This is a genomic window from Pseudomonas sp. B414, from assembly GCF_055408445.1.
In genome coordinates, this window is sequence record NZ_JBUZTQ010000007.1 from 159,986 (window position 1) to 175,215 (window position 15,230).

At 59.1% G+C, this 15,230-nt stretch carries 14 protein-coding genes; 7 read left to right on the plus strand and 7 right to left on the minus strand.

All coding sequences use genetic code 11. From position 1 onward, the window contains the following. Window positions 1-22: 22 nt before the first annotated feature. From ACZRMH_RS08900 to dinG, 4 genes are all read right to left on the minus strand, one after another. Window positions 23-1,135: an OmpA family protein gene (locus ACZRMH_RS08900; protein WP_464013102.1), complete on the minus strand. Its 1,113-nt coding sequence runs from the start codon at window positions 1,133-1,135 to the stop codon at window positions 23-25. Window positions 1,136-1,245: 110 nt separating this feature from the next. Further along, window positions 1,246-2,391 (minus strand): serine hydrolase domain-containing protein, encoded by a 1,146-nt coding sequence (locus ACZRMH_RS08905; RefSeq protein WP_464013146.1) that lies wholly within the window; start codon window positions 2,389-2,391, stop codon window positions 1,246-1,248. Window positions 2,392-2,801: 410 nt separating this feature from the next. Next, window positions 2,802-5,153, minus strand: a complete 2,352-nt coding sequence (locus ACZRMH_RS08910; RefSeq protein ID WP_464013103.1) for a beta-galactosidase — start codon at window positions 5,151-5,153, stop codon at window positions 2,802-2,804. A 94-nt stretch (window positions 5,154-5,247) separates the two neighbouring features. Next, entirely contained in the window at window positions 5,248-7,392 is a 2,145-nt protein-coding gene (gene dinG / locus ACZRMH_RS08915; RefSeq protein ID WP_464013104.1) for an ATP-dependent DNA helicase DinG, read from the minus strand. 98 nt (window positions 7,393-7,490) lie between these two features. On the opposite strand from dinG, the gene ACZRMH_RS08920 reads away from it, so the two are divergent. After that, window positions 7,491-7,955, plus strand: a complete 465-nt coding sequence (locus ACZRMH_RS08920) for a CopD family protein (RefSeq protein WP_464013105.1) — start codon at window positions 7,491-7,493, stop codon at window positions 7,953-7,955. Between the two features lie 173 nt (window positions 7,956-8,128). On the opposite strand, the gene ACZRMH_RS08925 is transcribed toward ACZRMH_RS08920, so the two are convergent. The 3 genes from ACZRMH_RS08925 to ACZRMH_RS08935 form a co-directional block, all read right to left on the minus strand. Continuing rightward, a complete protein-coding gene (locus ACZRMH_RS08925; RefSeq protein ID WP_464013106.1) occupies window positions 8,129-8,887 on the minus strand; it encodes a collagen-like protein in 759 nt (252 codons plus the stop codon). Beyond that, window positions 8,880-9,158, minus strand: coding sequence for a DUF1145 domain-containing protein (locus ACZRMH_RS08930; RefSeq protein WP_464013107.1), 279 nt, complete (start codon window positions 9,156-9,158; stop codon window positions 8,880-8,882). The genes ACZRMH_RS08925 and ACZRMH_RS08930 overlap by 8 nt, the downstream gene beginning before the upstream one ends. 127 nt (window positions 9,159-9,285) lie before the next feature. Next, window positions 9,286-9,978: a PA1041 family peptidoglycan-binding anchor lipoprotein gene (locus ACZRMH_RS08935; RefSeq protein WP_464013108.1), complete on the minus strand. Its 693-nt coding sequence runs from the start codon at window positions 9,976-9,978 to the stop codon at window positions 9,286-9,288. Window positions 9,979-10,135: 157 nt separating this feature from the next. Between ACZRMH_RS08935 and ACZRMH_RS08940 the strand changes: the two genes are divergently transcribed. From ACZRMH_RS08940 to ACZRMH_RS08965, 6 genes are all read left to right on the plus strand, one after another. Then, window positions 10,136-10,633, plus strand: coding sequence for a DUF6231 family protein (locus ACZRMH_RS08940; protein ID WP_464013109.1), 498 nt, complete (start codon window positions 10,136-10,138; stop codon window positions 10,631-10,633). A gap of 3 nt (window positions 10,634-10,636) precedes the next feature. Beyond that, a complete protein-coding gene (locus ACZRMH_RS08945) occupies window positions 10,637-11,113 on the plus strand; it encodes a YchJ family protein (RefSeq protein WP_464013110.1) in 477 nt (158 codons plus the stop codon). A gap of 22 nt (window positions 11,114-11,135) precedes the next feature. Beyond that, window positions 11,136-11,621, plus strand: a complete 486-nt coding sequence (locus ACZRMH_RS08950; protein ID WP_464013111.1) for an LEA/WHy family protein — start codon at window positions 11,136-11,138, stop codon at window positions 11,619-11,621. Between the two features lie 7 nt (window positions 11,622-11,628). Beyond that, entirely contained in the window at window positions 11,629-11,832 is a 204-nt protein-coding gene (locus tag ACZRMH_RS08955) for an SEC-C metal-binding domain-containing protein (protein ID WP_464013112.1), read from the plus strand. A gap of 200 nt (window positions 11,833-12,032) precedes the next feature. Continuing rightward, a complete protein-coding gene (locus tag ACZRMH_RS08960; protein ID WP_464013113.1) occupies window positions 12,033-12,674 on the plus strand; it encodes a glutathione S-transferase N-terminal domain-containing protein in 642 nt (213 codons plus the stop codon). A gap of 81 nt (window positions 12,675-12,755) precedes the next feature. Beyond that, the gene (locus ACZRMH_RS08965; RefSeq protein WP_464013114.1) at window positions 12,756-15,218 is read left to right on the plus strand and encodes a penicillin acylase family protein; all 2,463 of its coding nucleotides are present in this window, start codon (window positions 12,756-12,758) and stop codon (window positions 15,216-15,218) included. Window positions 15,219-15,230 lie beyond the last annotated feature (12 nt).

The window sequence follows — 15,230 nt, forward strand, 5'->3', positions numbered from 1 at the left end:
CCGCAATCCTTCCCTGGAGCAATCAGTTCTTGGCCTGATCGTTGGCGGCGACTTTCTTGTCCGCAGTGGCTTTGGCTTTAGCCACTACTGGCTTTTTTGCTGGAGCTGGCTTCACCACTTTTTTGGCCGGTGCTTTTTTGGCTACAACGCCTTTTTTGGCCGGTGCTGCGTTTTTCTTGGCAACAGAAGGGGCCACTGCGGGCTGAACCGCCATCAACTCGGCGGGTGACAGGGCTGGCTGGCTGTATTTGCTGACCAGGGCAACCATGGTGGCTTGCGGCGTCATGAGGATTTCAACGCGACGGTTCAAGGCACGCCCTTCGTTGCTGTCGTTGGCCGCGCGGGGCATTACCGAGCCCATGCCGCGCAAGGTCAGGCGGTTACTTTGCAGACCGCTCATGCGGAAGATCGCGGCTACCGACTTGGCGCGGTCCAGGCTCAGGCGGGTATTGGCAGCCATGGCGCCAGTGGCGTCGGCATGGCCAAGTACCAGCACCGCAGTTTTTGGATCGCCTTCAACCACTTTGGCCACGCGAGTGAACGGGCCAAGCATCGACGGCATCAGCAAGTCCGGGCGGGTTGCCTTGAACGAGCTGTCAGCCGAAGCAACGATTACCAGCAGGTTCTCGCGGCGCTCCAGTTGCAGGTTGGTGTCTTTGATGGCAACACGCAGGCGCGGCTCATACTCGTCCAGCCAGGCTTGAGTGATTTTCGGATCCGGCATCGGGATCACGCCAACCGGTGCTGCCTTGGAGTCCTTGGCATCACTGCCAAACGGCCACCACCAATTTTTGCCCGAAGTGGCCGCTGCAGGTGCCGCGACGACGGCAACTTTTTCTTTCTCAACCGGGGTGTCTTTTTTGGCCGAGTCAGAGCCGAAAGGCCACCAGCTGGAACCGCTGTCTTTGGCTGCTGCCGGAGCAGCAGCGGCGGCAGTTTTGGCAACGGGCGCGGTTACCTTGGTGTCTGCAGGTTTGGCTGCGGCAGTGGCGCTTTTGTCAGCCGGGGTCGAGGCCTGGTCAGACGAGCCCATCTGCCACCATTTGTGCCCACCTTCGGCGTCATTCTGTGGAGTTTGTGCACAACCGGTAATAGCAAGGCAGAGAGCCAGAGCGAGGGTCTTATTAGATAACATTGAATATCCACACAATGAATTAAGAAAAAAAAGAGGCACTAAGTCTATATAAAAAAACGTTGCGCCCATAAAAGCTACAGGGTTCCGACCTACGGCCTACAAATACCTTGTTAGAGGCACGTCGCCAGGACTTTTACTAACTTTTGCGCCCTTGGATCCATTAATACATAAGGCCCCAGGGTATTTGTTACAAAACCAAAGGCAACTTCCCGGTCCGGGTCGGCAAAGCCGATCGAACCGCCTGCGCCGGGATGGCCGAAGGCTTTGGACCCCAAACCGTAGGTGGCGTTCGGCACACCCGGCTGATCCAGCATGCAACTCAGCCCAAACCGTGTCTGGGTGCGCAAGGTCTTATCCTCGCCAACACTGTGTTCACGGGTAAATTGCTCAAGCATTTGCGCTTCAAGCAGTTTGCCGTCGAGCAGACCGCTGTAAAAACCGGCCAGGCTGCGGGCATTGCCATGACCATTGGCCGCAGGCTGCTCCATTCGCCGCCATTCAGGTTTGTTGATACTCGTCATGATAGACGGCGGATTGGTGAATGCCCGTGTACTCATTGAACTCGGTTCGTTCATCATCGCTTTCAACAGCCCCTGGGCTGACTCATCACCCATGTTGCCCTTGCTGCGGGCAGTATGAGCCACCCGATAAAACTCTTCATCGCCCAGGCCGACATGAAAGTCCAGCCCCAGAGGACGAGCCGTACGCGCCATGATCGACTGGCCCGCACTGCGCCCGTCGGCGCGGCGAATCAACTCACCCACCAGCCAGCCATACGTGATCGCGGCATAGCCATGGCCTTCACCCGGCGTCCACCAAGGGGCTTCGGCGGCCAGCGCATCGACCATGGTGTGCCATTCATACAGTGCCTCGGCTGGCATCAGTTCACGCAACGCTGGCAAGCCTGCACGGTGGCAGAGCAACTGGCGCAACGTGATGAACTCTTTACCTGCTGCAGCAAACTCAGGCCAGTAACGGGCAACCGGAACATCAAGCTCCAGCTTGCCCTCTTCCACCAGTTGCAGTGCAGTAACTGCAGTGAAGGGTTTGGTGCACGAAAACAGATTGACGATGGTATCTGTATGCCAAGGCTGCTCGCCGTCCTTGTCTGCCGTACCGGCCCACAAGTCGAGCACGGTTTCGCCACCGATCTGGATGCACAGAGCCGCGCCGCGCTCTTGCGGATCGTTGAAAAGATCGGCAAATGCCTCGCGCACTGCTTCGAACTTAAGGTCGTGAAAACCCTGAATCTGCACCCCTACCTCCTGGATCAAGCATGGCTCTACAAGGCGTGCATTGTTCCAGCACCAGTAAGATTTTGAAACAGAGCAAAGCGCTCTGAGCGCACAATTTTTGTGCGCTGATGAATCGGCGCGAAAAGTATCAGTATGGGCGTGGTTTTTTTGTGAAAAAAGTCAAAACCTGAGCTGCAAAAACTTGCAGCCGCTGGCCAAGGAACGAGGCTGCGTTCGAGCGCGCAGCGGGCGTACCAAGTTTAACTGATACACCGCAATGCCTGATTTTGCGACTGCTTCGCAGCCGAACACAGCCTTCGTTCCTCGACAGCTGCTACAAAGACTGCCTCGTGCACGCGCTCACCAATCGCGAGGCTGCGTTCCGGTATCTGCGGATTTAGGTACTTGCCAGCCTGAGTATGACCGGTTGTTTAATGCCCTTTACCCGAGTGACCGCCTGCATGCCCCGCACCAGAGCGCCCGCCATTACCGTCATCAGTGGCATGCAGCGGGGCCTTGACTGTTTTTTCAGCCTCGGCCTGAGCTTTTGCCGCCGCCTGCCCCAACTGGTCAAGCGCTTGCAAGTTGGCCTTGCGTACGCTGTCGACAAAACCGGTAAACGGCAGGTCGGTGATGCCGATCATGCCAAAGTGACCGTTTTCGCCATCCAGCAAGCGCCCGGTTACAGGCTGGTCCAGGTACTGGAACCAGTGCACCCCGACAATCGACGGCTCGGCCACGGCCTGTTTGAGGAACTTGCTGTAGGCCGGACCACGGGCCTCTTCGTTGGCCACCTCGGTCACGCCGCCCCAGAACGGACCACGGTCACGGGAGCCGAAGTTGAATTCGGTAATCATCACCGGCTTGTCCAGTTCGCGCAGTTTGGCGAAGTCATAACCGTCCTGGGGTTGCAAAGTGTAGAAGTTGAAGCTCAACACATCGCAGTACTTGGCACAGGAGGCCACGGCTTCTGGCGTGCTGACAGCGAAACGCCCGCCCAGCAGCAGATGATTGGGGGCATGCCACTTCAAGGAGTCGGAAATGGTCTTGAAGTAAGTGTCGGCGAAGACTTTCTGGAAATACTGATAGTCCGCTTCAATTTCCGGGTGTTCGGCGTTGGGCACAGGGCCTTCGAAGCCCGGGTCTTCCATCAGTTCCCATGCCGGAATATCAATACCCCATGCCTTGGACAAGCCTTGCTGGTTGCGGTACTTGTCACGCAATTGCTTGAGAAAGGCTCGTTTGGCCGGTACATCCGTGGTCATGCGCAACGTGCCAAGAGCCAGCGCATAACGAGATTTAGGATCATCACCGGGACCGGCCCAGGCCAATTCATTGTCGGCAAAGTAGCCGATCAGCCATGGATCATCGCGGTGATCACGGGCAGCAATGGCCACGGCGCGTTCGGTGGCCATGGCAAAACGCGGGTCAAACGGGTCGGGCATGCCGCCCCACCAGTCGGTGCCGGTACTGATGCTGGTGTAGTCGCCGACAATCGACAGCGGCAAGGTATAAGGCACGCGATCGTTGAGGCCCAGTTCAGGGTCGCTCCAGTTACCGATGGTGTTGAAACCCCAGGCTTGCAGACGATCCAGGGTGTGGGTCTGCCAGCGCTTGGCATCAAAGACCTGTGGAGCACAGGGGATAACAGGGTCGCTGCCTGGCTCGGTTTTTGGCGTTACGCAGGGTTCGCCATAAATACGCTGCAGGTTGGCGCCATAGAAGTTGTACCAGCGCCCGGCGTCAAAGCCCCGCCCCTGGGTGGAAGCGTTGCCGCTGTTGTTGTTAGCAGTACCGTAATAGCTGGCCAGGGGAGCGCCATCCTTGGGCAAATCGGTGAACATCCATTCGCGGCCAGCCACATAGGTCTGGCTGTCGTTGGCCGTCACGGCATTCAGGCCCAGGGAGTAGAACGGGTGACCTTCGGGGGTGATCAGATTCCAGCGGCCATTACGCTTCTCGGTGCGGAAAAACCCCGTTGCCTCAAACCCGGCGCCTTTGAGCCAGCCGCCATATTTATCCTGGTCGGCACGCCCGGCCAGCCAGCCCTTGAGTTGCTGTTGTTCTTTGGCTGCCGCGACCTTGAGCTGTTCGTCATTGGCGACACGCTCGGGCCACCTGGCGCGGGTCGACTGGCCATAGCCGTCGACAATCGAACCGTACACGGCCTTGATCACGCCCTCACCGTCCTGCACGCCAAAGCGCTCCAGCAAGATGCTTTGTGCGGCTGTCGGTTGTGGTATCGACAGGCTTACCGAGACCACCTGGCTCAGGTCGATCTCACCCTTGCTGCCAGCCAGCAGGATGCGCTGGCCATCAACCGTCATCGGCATCGGCGGACCAGCACGCATGCCCTGGCTATGGGGCGAGTTGGCCTTTAACGGCAGCAACAGGGTCTGCGCCGGGCCTGCGGGCAGGTCGACACGGCTGGTCAGGGTTTTACCATCACTGCTTTGTACGATCACGTCCAGGGTCAACGCCCAGTTCATCGCGTTCTGGATGCGCAGGGTCATCATCCCCGACTGCGACCAGTCCCAGACCCCGGTTTGTGGGCTCAAGCGCAGGCTTGGCGCAGCGGCCGGGTTAAAGGTTACGCGGCGCAGCACTTCGCCTTCGGCCGTTTGCTCCGCGTTGTATTGCGGCAAGCTCGCATCCACGGTCGCCACTTGCACCACATCGGCCGGGCGAACGAAATTGAACAGGGTTTGTTGCCCGGCAGACGCCGCCAACAGCGGGGTCGTGACCAGCAACGCAAAAACAGCAGACAGCGAACGGCGAATCATATGGATCTGGTTCTCCCAAACGGCCGAAAACGGGCCTGTGAGGTGGTGAAGGTCAAGCATAGACAGCAAAGTCGACGATTACGCCGACTCGCACTTAAGATATTTCGCGCCTGAACGGCGGCAATGCATTAAGAATCGCCTTGCCATAGCGCTGTGTGACCAGCCGCCGGTCCAGCAACGTGATGGTGCCGCGATCCTGCTCGGTGCGCAGCAGACGCCCACAAGCCTGTACCAGCTTGAGCGAAGCGTCGGGCACCGAGATTTCCATAAACGGATTGCCGCCCCGGGCTTCGATCCACTCGGCCAGCGCCGCCTCGACCGGATCATCGGGCACCGAGAACGGAATCTTGGCGATCACTACGTGCTCACAGTAGGCGCCGGGCAAGTCCACGCCCTCGGCAAAACTGGCCAGGCCGAAGAGCACGCTGGAGTCCCCGCCATCAACTCGCGCCTTGTGCTTATTGAGGGTTTCCTGCTTGGACAGGTTGCCCTGGATAAACACCTGTTTGCGCCAGTCGCGCTCCAGGCCGTCGAACACGTCCTGCATTTGCTTGCGCGATGAAAACAGCACCAGCGTACCCCGGGAACCTTCGACCAAAGCGGGCAGCTCGCGAATGATCGCAGCCGTGTGAGCGGTGGCGTCACGCGGGTCAGCCTTGAGATCCGGCACCCGCAACACGCCAGCATCGGCATGATGGAACGGGCTTGGCACCACGGCCGTCACGGCAGTTTTGGGCAATCCCGCACGCATGCGAAAACGATCGAAGGTGCCCAGCGCCGTCAGGGTGGCCGATGTAACCAGAACGCCGTAAGCCACGTTCCACAGGTTACGGCGCAGCATTTCGGCGGCCAGGATGGGGCTGGCGTTGACCTCGATATCAAACAGCGAACCGCTTTCTGCCAGGGTCAGCCAGCGCGCCATGGGCGGGTTGTCTTGCGGGTCTTCAACGGTAAATGCCGTCCACAACTCCCAGTTGCCCTGGGCACGGGACAGCAGGCTGCCAAACAGCGGGTACCACTCTTCGGCCTGGTTGCTGGTGATGCCTATATTGACTTCGCCGTCCATGCCGTCCTTGAGGATTTCAGTCAGGCGGGTGAACAGGTCGGTCAGGCGCGAGAAGCCTTTTTTCAGCTCGATACCCATTTCACGCATATGGTCAGGGATCAAGCCGCCGATAAAGCGATGGCGCGGGCGCTCACGACCCTCTGGCTCTTCACCGACTTTAAAGTCGGCAATTTGCTCACAGGCCGAGAACATGAACTGTTGCTGGGCCTTGATCTCCTTGGCCAGCTCCGGCACTTGTTCCAGCAAACGCCCCAGATCGCCCGGCAACGGGTGCTGGGCCAGTAGCTTGGTCAGGTTCTTGGCGGTCTGCTCCAGCCAGTCGGCCGTAGAGCGCAAGCGGGTGTAATGGGCGAAATGGCCAATGGCCTTATCCGGCAGGTGATGGCCTTCGTCAAACACATAGACCGTGTCACGAGGGTCAGGCAATACCGCGCCGCCGCCCAGCGCCAGGTCAGCCAGCACCATGTCGTGGTTGGTGACGATCACGTCCACCTTGCTCATGCCTTCGCGGGCCTTGTAGAAGGCACACTGACCGAAGTTGGGGCAATGGCGGTTGGTGCACTGGCTGTGATCGGTGGTCAGGCGCGCCCAGTCCTGGTCTTCCAGCGCCTGGGGCCAGCTGTCGCGGTCGCCGTCCCACTTATTGCCAGCCAGCTTCTCAATCATGCTGGTAAACAGCTTCTGGCTGGCCTCGTCGACTTCAATCTTGAAACCTTCTTCCTCAAACAACTGCGCCGTCGCGGTTTGCGCGTGGCCCTCTTGCAGCAGCATGTCGAGTTTGGACAGGCACATATAGCGGCCCCGGCCTTTGGCCAGGGCAAAGCTGAAATTCAGCCCGCTGTTGCGCATCAGGTCTGGCAAGTCCTTGTAGACGATCTGCTCTTGCAGCGCGACGGTTGCCGTAGCAACCACAAGCCTTTTGCCAGCAGCCTTGGCCACAGGAATGGCGGCCAGGCAGTAAGCCACGGTCTTGCCGGTGCCGGTGCCGGCCTCAACAGCGACCACAGCCGGATCGCCACTGCGGTGGTTTTCTTCATCGGTGTCGATATCGCCCAGCACCTTGGCCACTTCAGCGATCATCAAACGCTGACCGTAACGCGGCTTAAGGCTCTTGGATTCGAGAAAACGCGAGTAAGCGCCCTGGATCTGAGTTTTGAGTTCGGTACTAATCATGGTTCTTCGGGCGCAAGAAACGCTGGATAAATTTTCAGTGGTTCGAATGGCCGCTATCATACCCCGCTAATTCATCCCGCGCCGAACGGAGTACCTCAATGACCGCCTTTGCCCTTGCCTACAGCCTGCATGTTTTGGCCGCCCTGATCTGGGTGGGCGGCATGTTTTTCGCCTGGATGATCCTGCGCCCGGCGGCTATCACGGCCCTTGAAGGGCCAGCACGGTTAAAGCTGTGGGTTGAAGTGTTTCAGCGTTTTTTTGTGTGGGTGTGGGTCGCGGTGGTGATTTTGCCGATAAGCGGTGTGGGTCTGCTGCAAATGCGTTTTAACGGTTTTGAGACGGCGCCGCGCTATGTGCAGATCATGATGGGCTTGTACATCGTGATGGTGGCGCTGTTTATCCGTATCCAGTCGCTGCAATTACCTGAATTGCGCAAGGCCATCGAAGCCCAGGCGTGGGCTGACGGGGCAGCGGTCATGGGCCGGATTCGCCGACTGGTGGGATGCAACCTGATTGTCGGGCTGGTATTGGTGGCAATTGCAGCGGCACGCCCGACTTTTTGAGCTGGGCTCAGATTCTATAGACGCCGCAAAACCAGTGGAAGCTGGATTGCCTGCGATGGCAGCAACGCGGTGTGCCTGCCAGACCGGGTCGCTTGAATCGCGGGCAAGCCCGCTCCCACAATAATCCCCGCAAGCATCAAGCTTGTGTGTTCTCCCACAAAGAGGGAGGACAGTTACAACCGCTGGATAGTCACCGCGCCCGCTGTGCCCACGTCCCCCGGCTGCCCGGCCAGGCCCGCTCGACCCGACTTGCCACCATCGGTGCGGTACACGAAGCATCCCTTGGATTTCCCGCCTGCACCCGGGCGCCCGGCCTCGCCAGGCTTGCCGCCCGCACCGCCGTCAACCCGCACACTGATCTGCTCGGCCGGGTAGTCCCGGGGCAGTTCGATCCGCACCTGCCCCCCTGCCGCACCCGGTTGCCCATTCCCGCCATTGTCGCCATTGGCTCCGGAGCCAGCCGCCCCCCAGGTGCAGCCCGGCTCTTCACCATTACCGCCGTCAAGGCCAGCAAAGCCAGGTGCGCCGGTACCGCCCCGGGCATCAATGGACAATTGCGGCGCCTGCAGTGACTCAATGCGCAAACTCAGATCCCGGGCGGGTCGGGCCGGTTTTTCGAAGGTTCCTGTAGCGCCACGGGCGTTGATCTGACTGCCTTCGCCCAGATCGGCACGCGCTACCCGCAATTCAATGCCGCGTTCGGCCGGTACGAGGGTGATGCGGGCTTCACGGCCCAGATGCAGCTGGTCAATATCGACCTGAGTGATCCCGGCCGGAATCAGTAAAGTCCCGTAGTCAGCCACGTCGAGTTTTTCCAGGCGCAATACACTGGCACTAGCGGGCAAGCGCATCATCGAATTGGCTTCAACCTTCACCACCTCAGCGTGGGCAAAAGGGCTGCACAAGGCAGCCAACAAACATAACTTACGCATGGCTGGGATCTCGTTCGTGGGAAGCAGGAAGGATATGTGCGTGAAAAAAACCAAAAACCAGGATCAACAGGCGATCACGCCAGGGATGCGGGCGACCTTGCAGGCGACCGTTAAACAGCAAAGCCTCGAGCACATGCGTCAGCAACAACAGGCCGCCAAAAAGGTTGATCAACACATCGAACGGGTTGATCAGCGGCTGGTACAGATTACTCAGTACCACGGCCCAAACTATCAGTGTCAATGCCTTACCCAGCCCCCAAAGCACCCTCATACATCCGCCTTTAGCATGTTCTTTGAGTGCACATTAGCGGCTTGTGCGAGCAAGGCGCCATAGACCGTCACAAAAAGAATCGCCGCGGTTGCGATCGGTCCGATCAAAACCGCGGCGATGCCAGGTACTAACGAATAATCAGAATCTCGGTACGTCTATTCTGGGCACGGCCCTCAGGAGTCTGATTGCTGGCAACCGGGTTCGACTCCCCCGCGCCTGCCACAGAAACAAACTGACTGCGCGGCACACCGCTATCGATCAAGTAATCCACCACTGACTGCGCGCGGGCCTTGGACAGTTTCAGGTTGTAGGCTTCGTTGCCCACACTGTCGGTATAACCCGTCACCTTGAGTTGAGCATTGGCGGCGTCTTTTTTCAGGCGCGCGGCAATGACATTGAGCTTGTCCTTGTCGGCGGCAGTCAGTTTTGCGGAGTTGAATTCGAAATTCACATCACGCACCACAATGGCCTCTTCCTTGACCACCACCACTTCTTCAACCACCACCACGGCCACTATCGGGCAGCCCACGGCATCGACTTTCACGCCTTTTGGCGTATCAGGGCACTTGTCCTGGCTATCCAGCACGCCGTCGCCATCCGCATCGCCATCACCGTGCACCCAGCAGTAAGCAGCGGCCATGCCGGCACCGAATACGGCACCGCCTCCAGCCCAGGCTGAGCTTTTTATTGCGCCCAATGCCGCCCCGCCTACACCGCCGACCGCGGCACAGGTGGGCCAGTCAGTTTTTTGCAACCCGGCACAGCCCGTTAATACACTGGTGAGAACAACCAAAGGTACTGCTGTTCTTATGATGCTCATAAAGGGGTCTCTCCTGAGGGTCGGCGTTTGGCCGATGCAACGCAAAGTAAAGACCGCGCCCGGGGTATGCGCCAGCAATGTGACAGTAGCGGCAACAGCCCACTAGGCCGCGAGGCTTGCGCAGGCTAGTCTTGGATGCTCTAAGTGAGGACTTTCGATGACGCCCGGTATTTCTACACGCACACCCCAGCAAGCGCTGGCGGCACTGCTTGATCGTTATGCGCCGCAACGCCTGCTCGTGATTGGTGCCAGCAGCTTTCCGGCGCTGGCCGCCTATCAGGCCGCGCAACCTGAAGCCCTGGTTGCCCGGGCGGCTCCCGGCGAACTGCCTGAGGACCTTGCGGGGCAGCGCTTTGATCTGGCACTGATCATCGATTGCCTCGAACACCTGCCCAAACGCACCGGGCTGCAACTGCTGGGCGGGATTCGCAACCTGAACGCCAGCCGGATTGCCGTGCTGGCAGATCTGACAGCCTGCGGCTGGAAAGAAACCGACTTTTTCGCCCTGGCCCTACAAAGCAACGAGAGATTTCAGCGTGACGAGCAAGTGCTAACCCTATTCACTTACGACTTGCGCGAGTACAAACAAGTACCCGACTGGCTCAATGCCAGGTTTTGGGCCAACCCGGAAAACTTTGGCAAGTATTGGTGGTAACCGATGAGCACATCCATTTGCCCCTGTGGCAGCGGCAACCTGCTGGACGCCTGCTGCGGGCACTATCACGACGGGCATCCGGCTCCTGGCGCCGAAACACTGATGCGTTCGCGCTATAGCGCCTATGTACTGGGCCTGATCGATTACCTGATCAGCACCACCCTGCCCGTGCAGCAAGCCGGCCTCGATCGTCAGTCTATTGCCGACTGGAGCGCGCAAAGCACCTGGCTGGGATTGACCGTTGAAAACAGCGAAGTGTTCGGCGGTCAACCGGAACACGCATTTGTAACCTTTACTGCACGCTGGCACGACGCCAATGGCGAGCACAGCCACCGCGAGCGCTCGTCCTTTGTGCAGAGCGCCGGGCGCTGGTACTTCATCGACCCCACCGTACCGCTCAAAGTCGGACGCAACGATGCCTGCCCATGCGCCAGCGGTCTTAAATTCAAAAAATGCTGTGCCGGCTTTTTCGGCCAATAGGCTGAACTCTGAGGGTTGAACAATGGACGCGCGGGCTCGAACAATAAAAACAATTGCCCTGGCCATGATGCTGATGTTGTCAGGATGCACCTCCTGGTTCACCTCAGGCGACAAGGACCCGGAAGTGCATCTGGTCAAGGTCGAGCTGGTACAGGCCAAACTGCTTGAGCAACGCTTCAAGCTGCACTTTCGCGTCGATAACCCGAATGATTCGACACTCACCGTGCGCGGCCTGAATTACCGCGTTTATCTGGGCAGCATAAAACTGACCGAAGGCGAGAACGAACACTGGTTCAGCGTGCAGCCCAAAAGCAGCGCCGATTACGTGATACCGGTGCGTACCAACCTCTGGCCGCAGGTGCGACCGCTGGTCAAATTGCTCGAAACACCTGACCAACCCATCCCCTACCGACTCGAGGGCACCCTGGAAACCGGCCTGTTCTACGGTTACGACGTGCACCTGACGCGTAAAGGCGAGATAATCCCCGCAGATTTTATTCCAGAGTGATTGAGCAATGACCCAACAACCCCACGTTCATGGCCCCGACTGCAACCACGATCATGATCATGGCCACACCCATGACCACGGTCATGTGCATGGCCCGAATTGCGGCCACGCACCTCAAGAGCCTGTGCGCAACGAGCTGAAGGACGTTGGCCGCAACGATCCTTGCCCGTGCGGCAGCAGCAAGAAATTCAAGAAGTGCCACGGCGCCTGATCCCCCGGAACGCTGAGCAAACGCCGCACCTGCCTCGGGCATGTGCGGCGTTTGTGTTTTTGCTTTATGAAAAAACAGCTTCACAAGCCAGACCTGCTTTCATCTGACGCGCTTTTCGGAGTAAAACTGACACCCCACAGTCAACGACCGCCGTTGATGGCCGTCAGTTACTGGGTGAACATTCCCTTCTGGAGCCCTTCATGATCGATCTTTATTACTGGACCACTCCCAACGGCCACAAAGTCTCGTTGTTTCTTGAAGAAGCTGGCCTGCCCTACAAGGTTCATCCGATCAATATCGGCAAGAACGAACAGTTTGCTCCGGATTTTCTGAAGATATCCCCGAACAACCGCATCCCGGCCATTGTCGATCAGGCCCCGGCCGACGGCGGTGGGCCGCTGTCACTATTTGAGTCTGGCGCGATCCTGTTGTACCTCGCGGAAAAAACCGGGCAATTCCTGCCCAAGGACCTGCGCGGTCGACAAATGGCCCTGCAATGGCTGTTCTGGCAAATGGGCGGCCTGGGGCCAATGGCCGGGCAAAATCATCACTTCAACCGCTTCGCACCGGAAAAAGTCCCGTATGCGATCAAGCGCTACACCGACGAAACTGCCCGCCTGTATGGCGTGTTGAACAAACAGCTGGAAGGCCGCGAGTTTGTTGCCGGTGCCGAATACAGCATCGCCGACATGGCGATTTACCCGTGGATCGTGCCCCACGAGTTCCAGAAACAGAACCTGGATGACTTCCCGGCCTTGAAGCAGTGGTTCCTGCGCATCAAGGCACGCCCGGCGACTGAACGTGCCTACGCACTGGTGAATAAAATCAACCCGCCCCAGTAGTGCATATAGCGCTTGCGCGGTGTCATCGGCCTCACTAACGTAGCGGCTTTCGATGACACCACCCCCCGCAGGAGCTTTGCCATGGCCTCGCCAGCCCTTATTCAATTTCTACCCCGGTTCGGCGTTGCCGCGGCAGTAGTCAGCCTGTTGGGCTTGGCCGGTTGCCAGATAAACAACACCGCCACTGAAAGCCTGGTGCCAGCTTCCGGCGTGCAACCGCTCAAGGGCCTGGCGCAGAACGTGTCGGTGCGCCGCAACAGCCAGGGCATGCCGCTGATCGAAAGCAGCAGCTTTCATGACGCCCTGTTCACCATGGGTTACGTACATGCTGGCGACCGTATCAGCCAGATGGTGCGTTTGCGTTTGCTGGCCCAAGGCCGTTTGGCCGAACTCAACGGTGCCGATGCCCTGGAAACAGACCGGTTGATGCGCACCATCAATCTGAAAAGGAACGCCGACGAACTATATAAAAGCGCATCGCCACGCCTTAAAAAGTTCTTCGAAGTCTACGCCCGCGGGGTCAATGCCTACCTGTTCCGCTACCGCGACAAGCTCCCGGCTGATCTGGCGCAGGCCAGCTACAAGGTCGAGTACTGGAAACCCGAGGATTCGGCGCTGATTTTCAGCCTGTTGAACTTCGGCATGTCGGTCAACCTGCAAGAAGAGCTCAACGCCCTGGCGCTGGCGCAAAAAGTCGGCACTGACAAACTGCCCTGGCTGATGCCGACCTACCCCAACGAAGCCTTGCCCACCAGCGAAGCCGACAAGCTCAAGGGGCTGGCCCTGGGCAGCCAGTTGCAAGGTTTGAACGGCGTAACCCTGGCCCTTGAGCAGGTAAAACAACTGAGCCTGCCAGGCGTTACGGCATCCAGTGACTGGGCGATTGGCCCGCAGCGCAGTCGCAGCGGCAAGAGCCTGCTGGCCAACGATATCCATCAGCCCATAGGCGTGCCTTCAGCCTGGAGCTACGTGCAGATTCGTGCCCCCAAATACCAGGCGGCCGGTGCAACCATTGCTGGCTTGCCGACCCTGTTTGCCGGGTTTAACGGCAAGGTGGCGTGGGGCATGAGCATGGCCATGGGCGATAACCAGGACGTATTCCTGGAGAAACTCAAACGCCAGGGCAGCAGCCTGTACTACATGGCTAACGGAAAGTGGCAACCCGCGACTGTGCGCAACGAAACCTTTTTCGTCAAAGGTCAGCGCCCGGTTCGCGAAGTCGTCTACGAAACCGGTCACGGCCCGTTGCTCAACAGCCTCCTGGGCAGCCCCAATGCACTCAACAGCAGCCTGGGCCTCGCCCTGCAAACCCCGGACTTGAAGGGCGACAAAACCCTCGACGCTTTTTTTGACCTGTCCCGCGCCCAGAACAGCGACAAAGCCTCGGATGCCAGCCGCGAAATACGCGCTGTAGCACTGAACCTGCTGTACGCCGACGCCAACCATATTGGCTGGCAAGTCACCGGGCTCTACCCCAATCGCCGCGAAGGCCTTGGCCTGTTCCCGTCGCCGGGCTGGGATGGCCGCTACGACTGGGAAGGTTACGCCGACCCGATGCTGCACCCCTACGACCAGGACCCGACCCAAGGCTGGCTGGGTACCGCCAACCAGCGTACGGCCGCCTATGGCTACGGCATGCAACTGTCCAACTCGTGGCTGTCACCTGAGCGCAGCGAACGCCTTGCGCAACTGGCAGGCAGCGGCAAGCAGGACACCCGCAGCATGATCGCCATGCAATACGATCAAACCACCCTGTTCGCGGCCAAGCTGAAAACCATGTTTACCGCCCCAGGTATGGCGCAGCCGCTCAAGCAAGCGATTGCAGCCTTGCCCCCCGCAGACCAGGCCAAGGCCCGCGAAGCCCTGGGCCGGCTGATGGCCTTTGACGGCAAGCTCTCCGCGACCTCGGCCGATGCAGCACTGTATGAACTGTTCCTGCAGGAAAGCACCCGGCAAATCTTTCTTGATGAACTGGGCCCCGAAAGCAGCGCCAGCTGGAAGGCATTTGTTGCCAACAGCAACCTGTCGTACCCGGCCGTGGCTGATCACTTGCTGGGCCGCGAAGACAGCCCATTCTGGGACGACATCCGGACCCCGCAAAAAGAAGACAAACCGGCCATTCTGGCCCGCAGCCTGGCGGGCGCCATCAGCAGCAGTGACAGCCTGATGGGCAGCGACCACAAGGCCTGGCAATGGGGCAAGCTGCATCAGTACCTATGGCGCAATGCCAATGGCCAGACCGTTCGCGGCCCGGTCATGGCAGGCGGCGATCACACTACGCTCAACACGGCGGCCTACAACCTGGCAGGCACAGGCTTCGAGGTGACGCAGATCCCGGCCATGCGCATGATCATCGACTTCGGGCAAACCGAACCGATGATGGGGCAAAACAGTACCGGGCAATCCAGTAACCCGGCCAGCCCGCACTACATCGACGGCATCGACCCGTGGCTGAAAGGGCAGTACATCAGCTTCCCGCTCCAACCGCAGAACTTCGACAAAACCTACGGCAAAACCCGCCTGACCCTGGTTCCGGGCAAGTAACCGACAGCCACT

Bases quoted from the DNA above. Each gene is read 5' to 3' on its own strand.
- dinG (WP_464013104.1), bottom strand. From the start codon at position 7,392: ATGATTAGTACCGAACTCAAAACTCAGATCCAGGGCGCTTACTCGCGT.
- ACZRMH_RS08900 (WP_464013102.1), bottom strand. From the start codon at position 1,135: ATGTTATCTAATAAGACCCTCGCTCTGGCTCTCTGCCTTGCTATTACC.
- ACZRMH_RS08910 (WP_464013103.1), bottom strand. From the start codon at position 5,153: ATGATTCGCCGTTCGCTGTCTGCTGTTTTTGCGTTGCTGGTCACGACC.
- ACZRMH_RS08925 (WP_464013106.1), bottom strand. From the start codon at position 8,887: ATGCGTAAGTTATGTTTGTTGGCTGCCTTGTGCAGCCCTTTTGCCCAC.
- ACZRMH_RS08960 (WP_464013113.1), top strand. From the start codon at position 12,033: ATGATCGATCTTTATTACTGGACCACTCCCAACGGCCACAAAGTCTCG.
- ACZRMH_RS08950 (WP_464013111.1), top strand. From the start codon at position 11,136: ATGGACGCGCGGGCTCGAACAATAAAAACAATTGCCCTGGCCATGATG.
- ACZRMH_RS08940 (WP_464013109.1), top strand. From the start codon at position 10,136: ATGACGCCCGGTATTTCTACACGCACACCCCAGCAAGCGCTGGCGGCA.
- ACZRMH_RS08920 (WP_464013105.1), top strand. From the start codon at position 7,491: ATGACCGCCTTTGCCCTTGCCTACAGCCTGCATGTTTTGGCCGCCCTG.
- ACZRMH_RS08945 (WP_464013110.1), top strand. From the start codon at position 10,637: ATGAGCACATCCATTTGCCCCTGTGGCAGCGGCAACCTGCTGGACGCC.
- ACZRMH_RS08955 (WP_464013112.1), top strand. From the start codon at position 11,629: ATGACCCAACAACCCCACGTTCATGGCCCCGACTGCAACCACGATCAT.
- ACZRMH_RS08930 (WP_464013107.1), bottom strand. From the start codon at position 9,158: ATGAGGGTGCTTTGGGGGCTGGGTAAGGCATTGACACTGATAGTTTGG.
- ACZRMH_RS08935 (WP_464013108.1), bottom strand. From the start codon at position 9,978: ATGAGCATCATAAGAACAGCAGTACCTTTGGTTGTTCTCACCAGTGTA.
- ACZRMH_RS08965 (WP_464013114.1), top strand. From the start codon at position 12,756: ATGGCCTCGCCAGCCCTTATTCAATTTCTACCCCGGTTCGGCGTTGCC.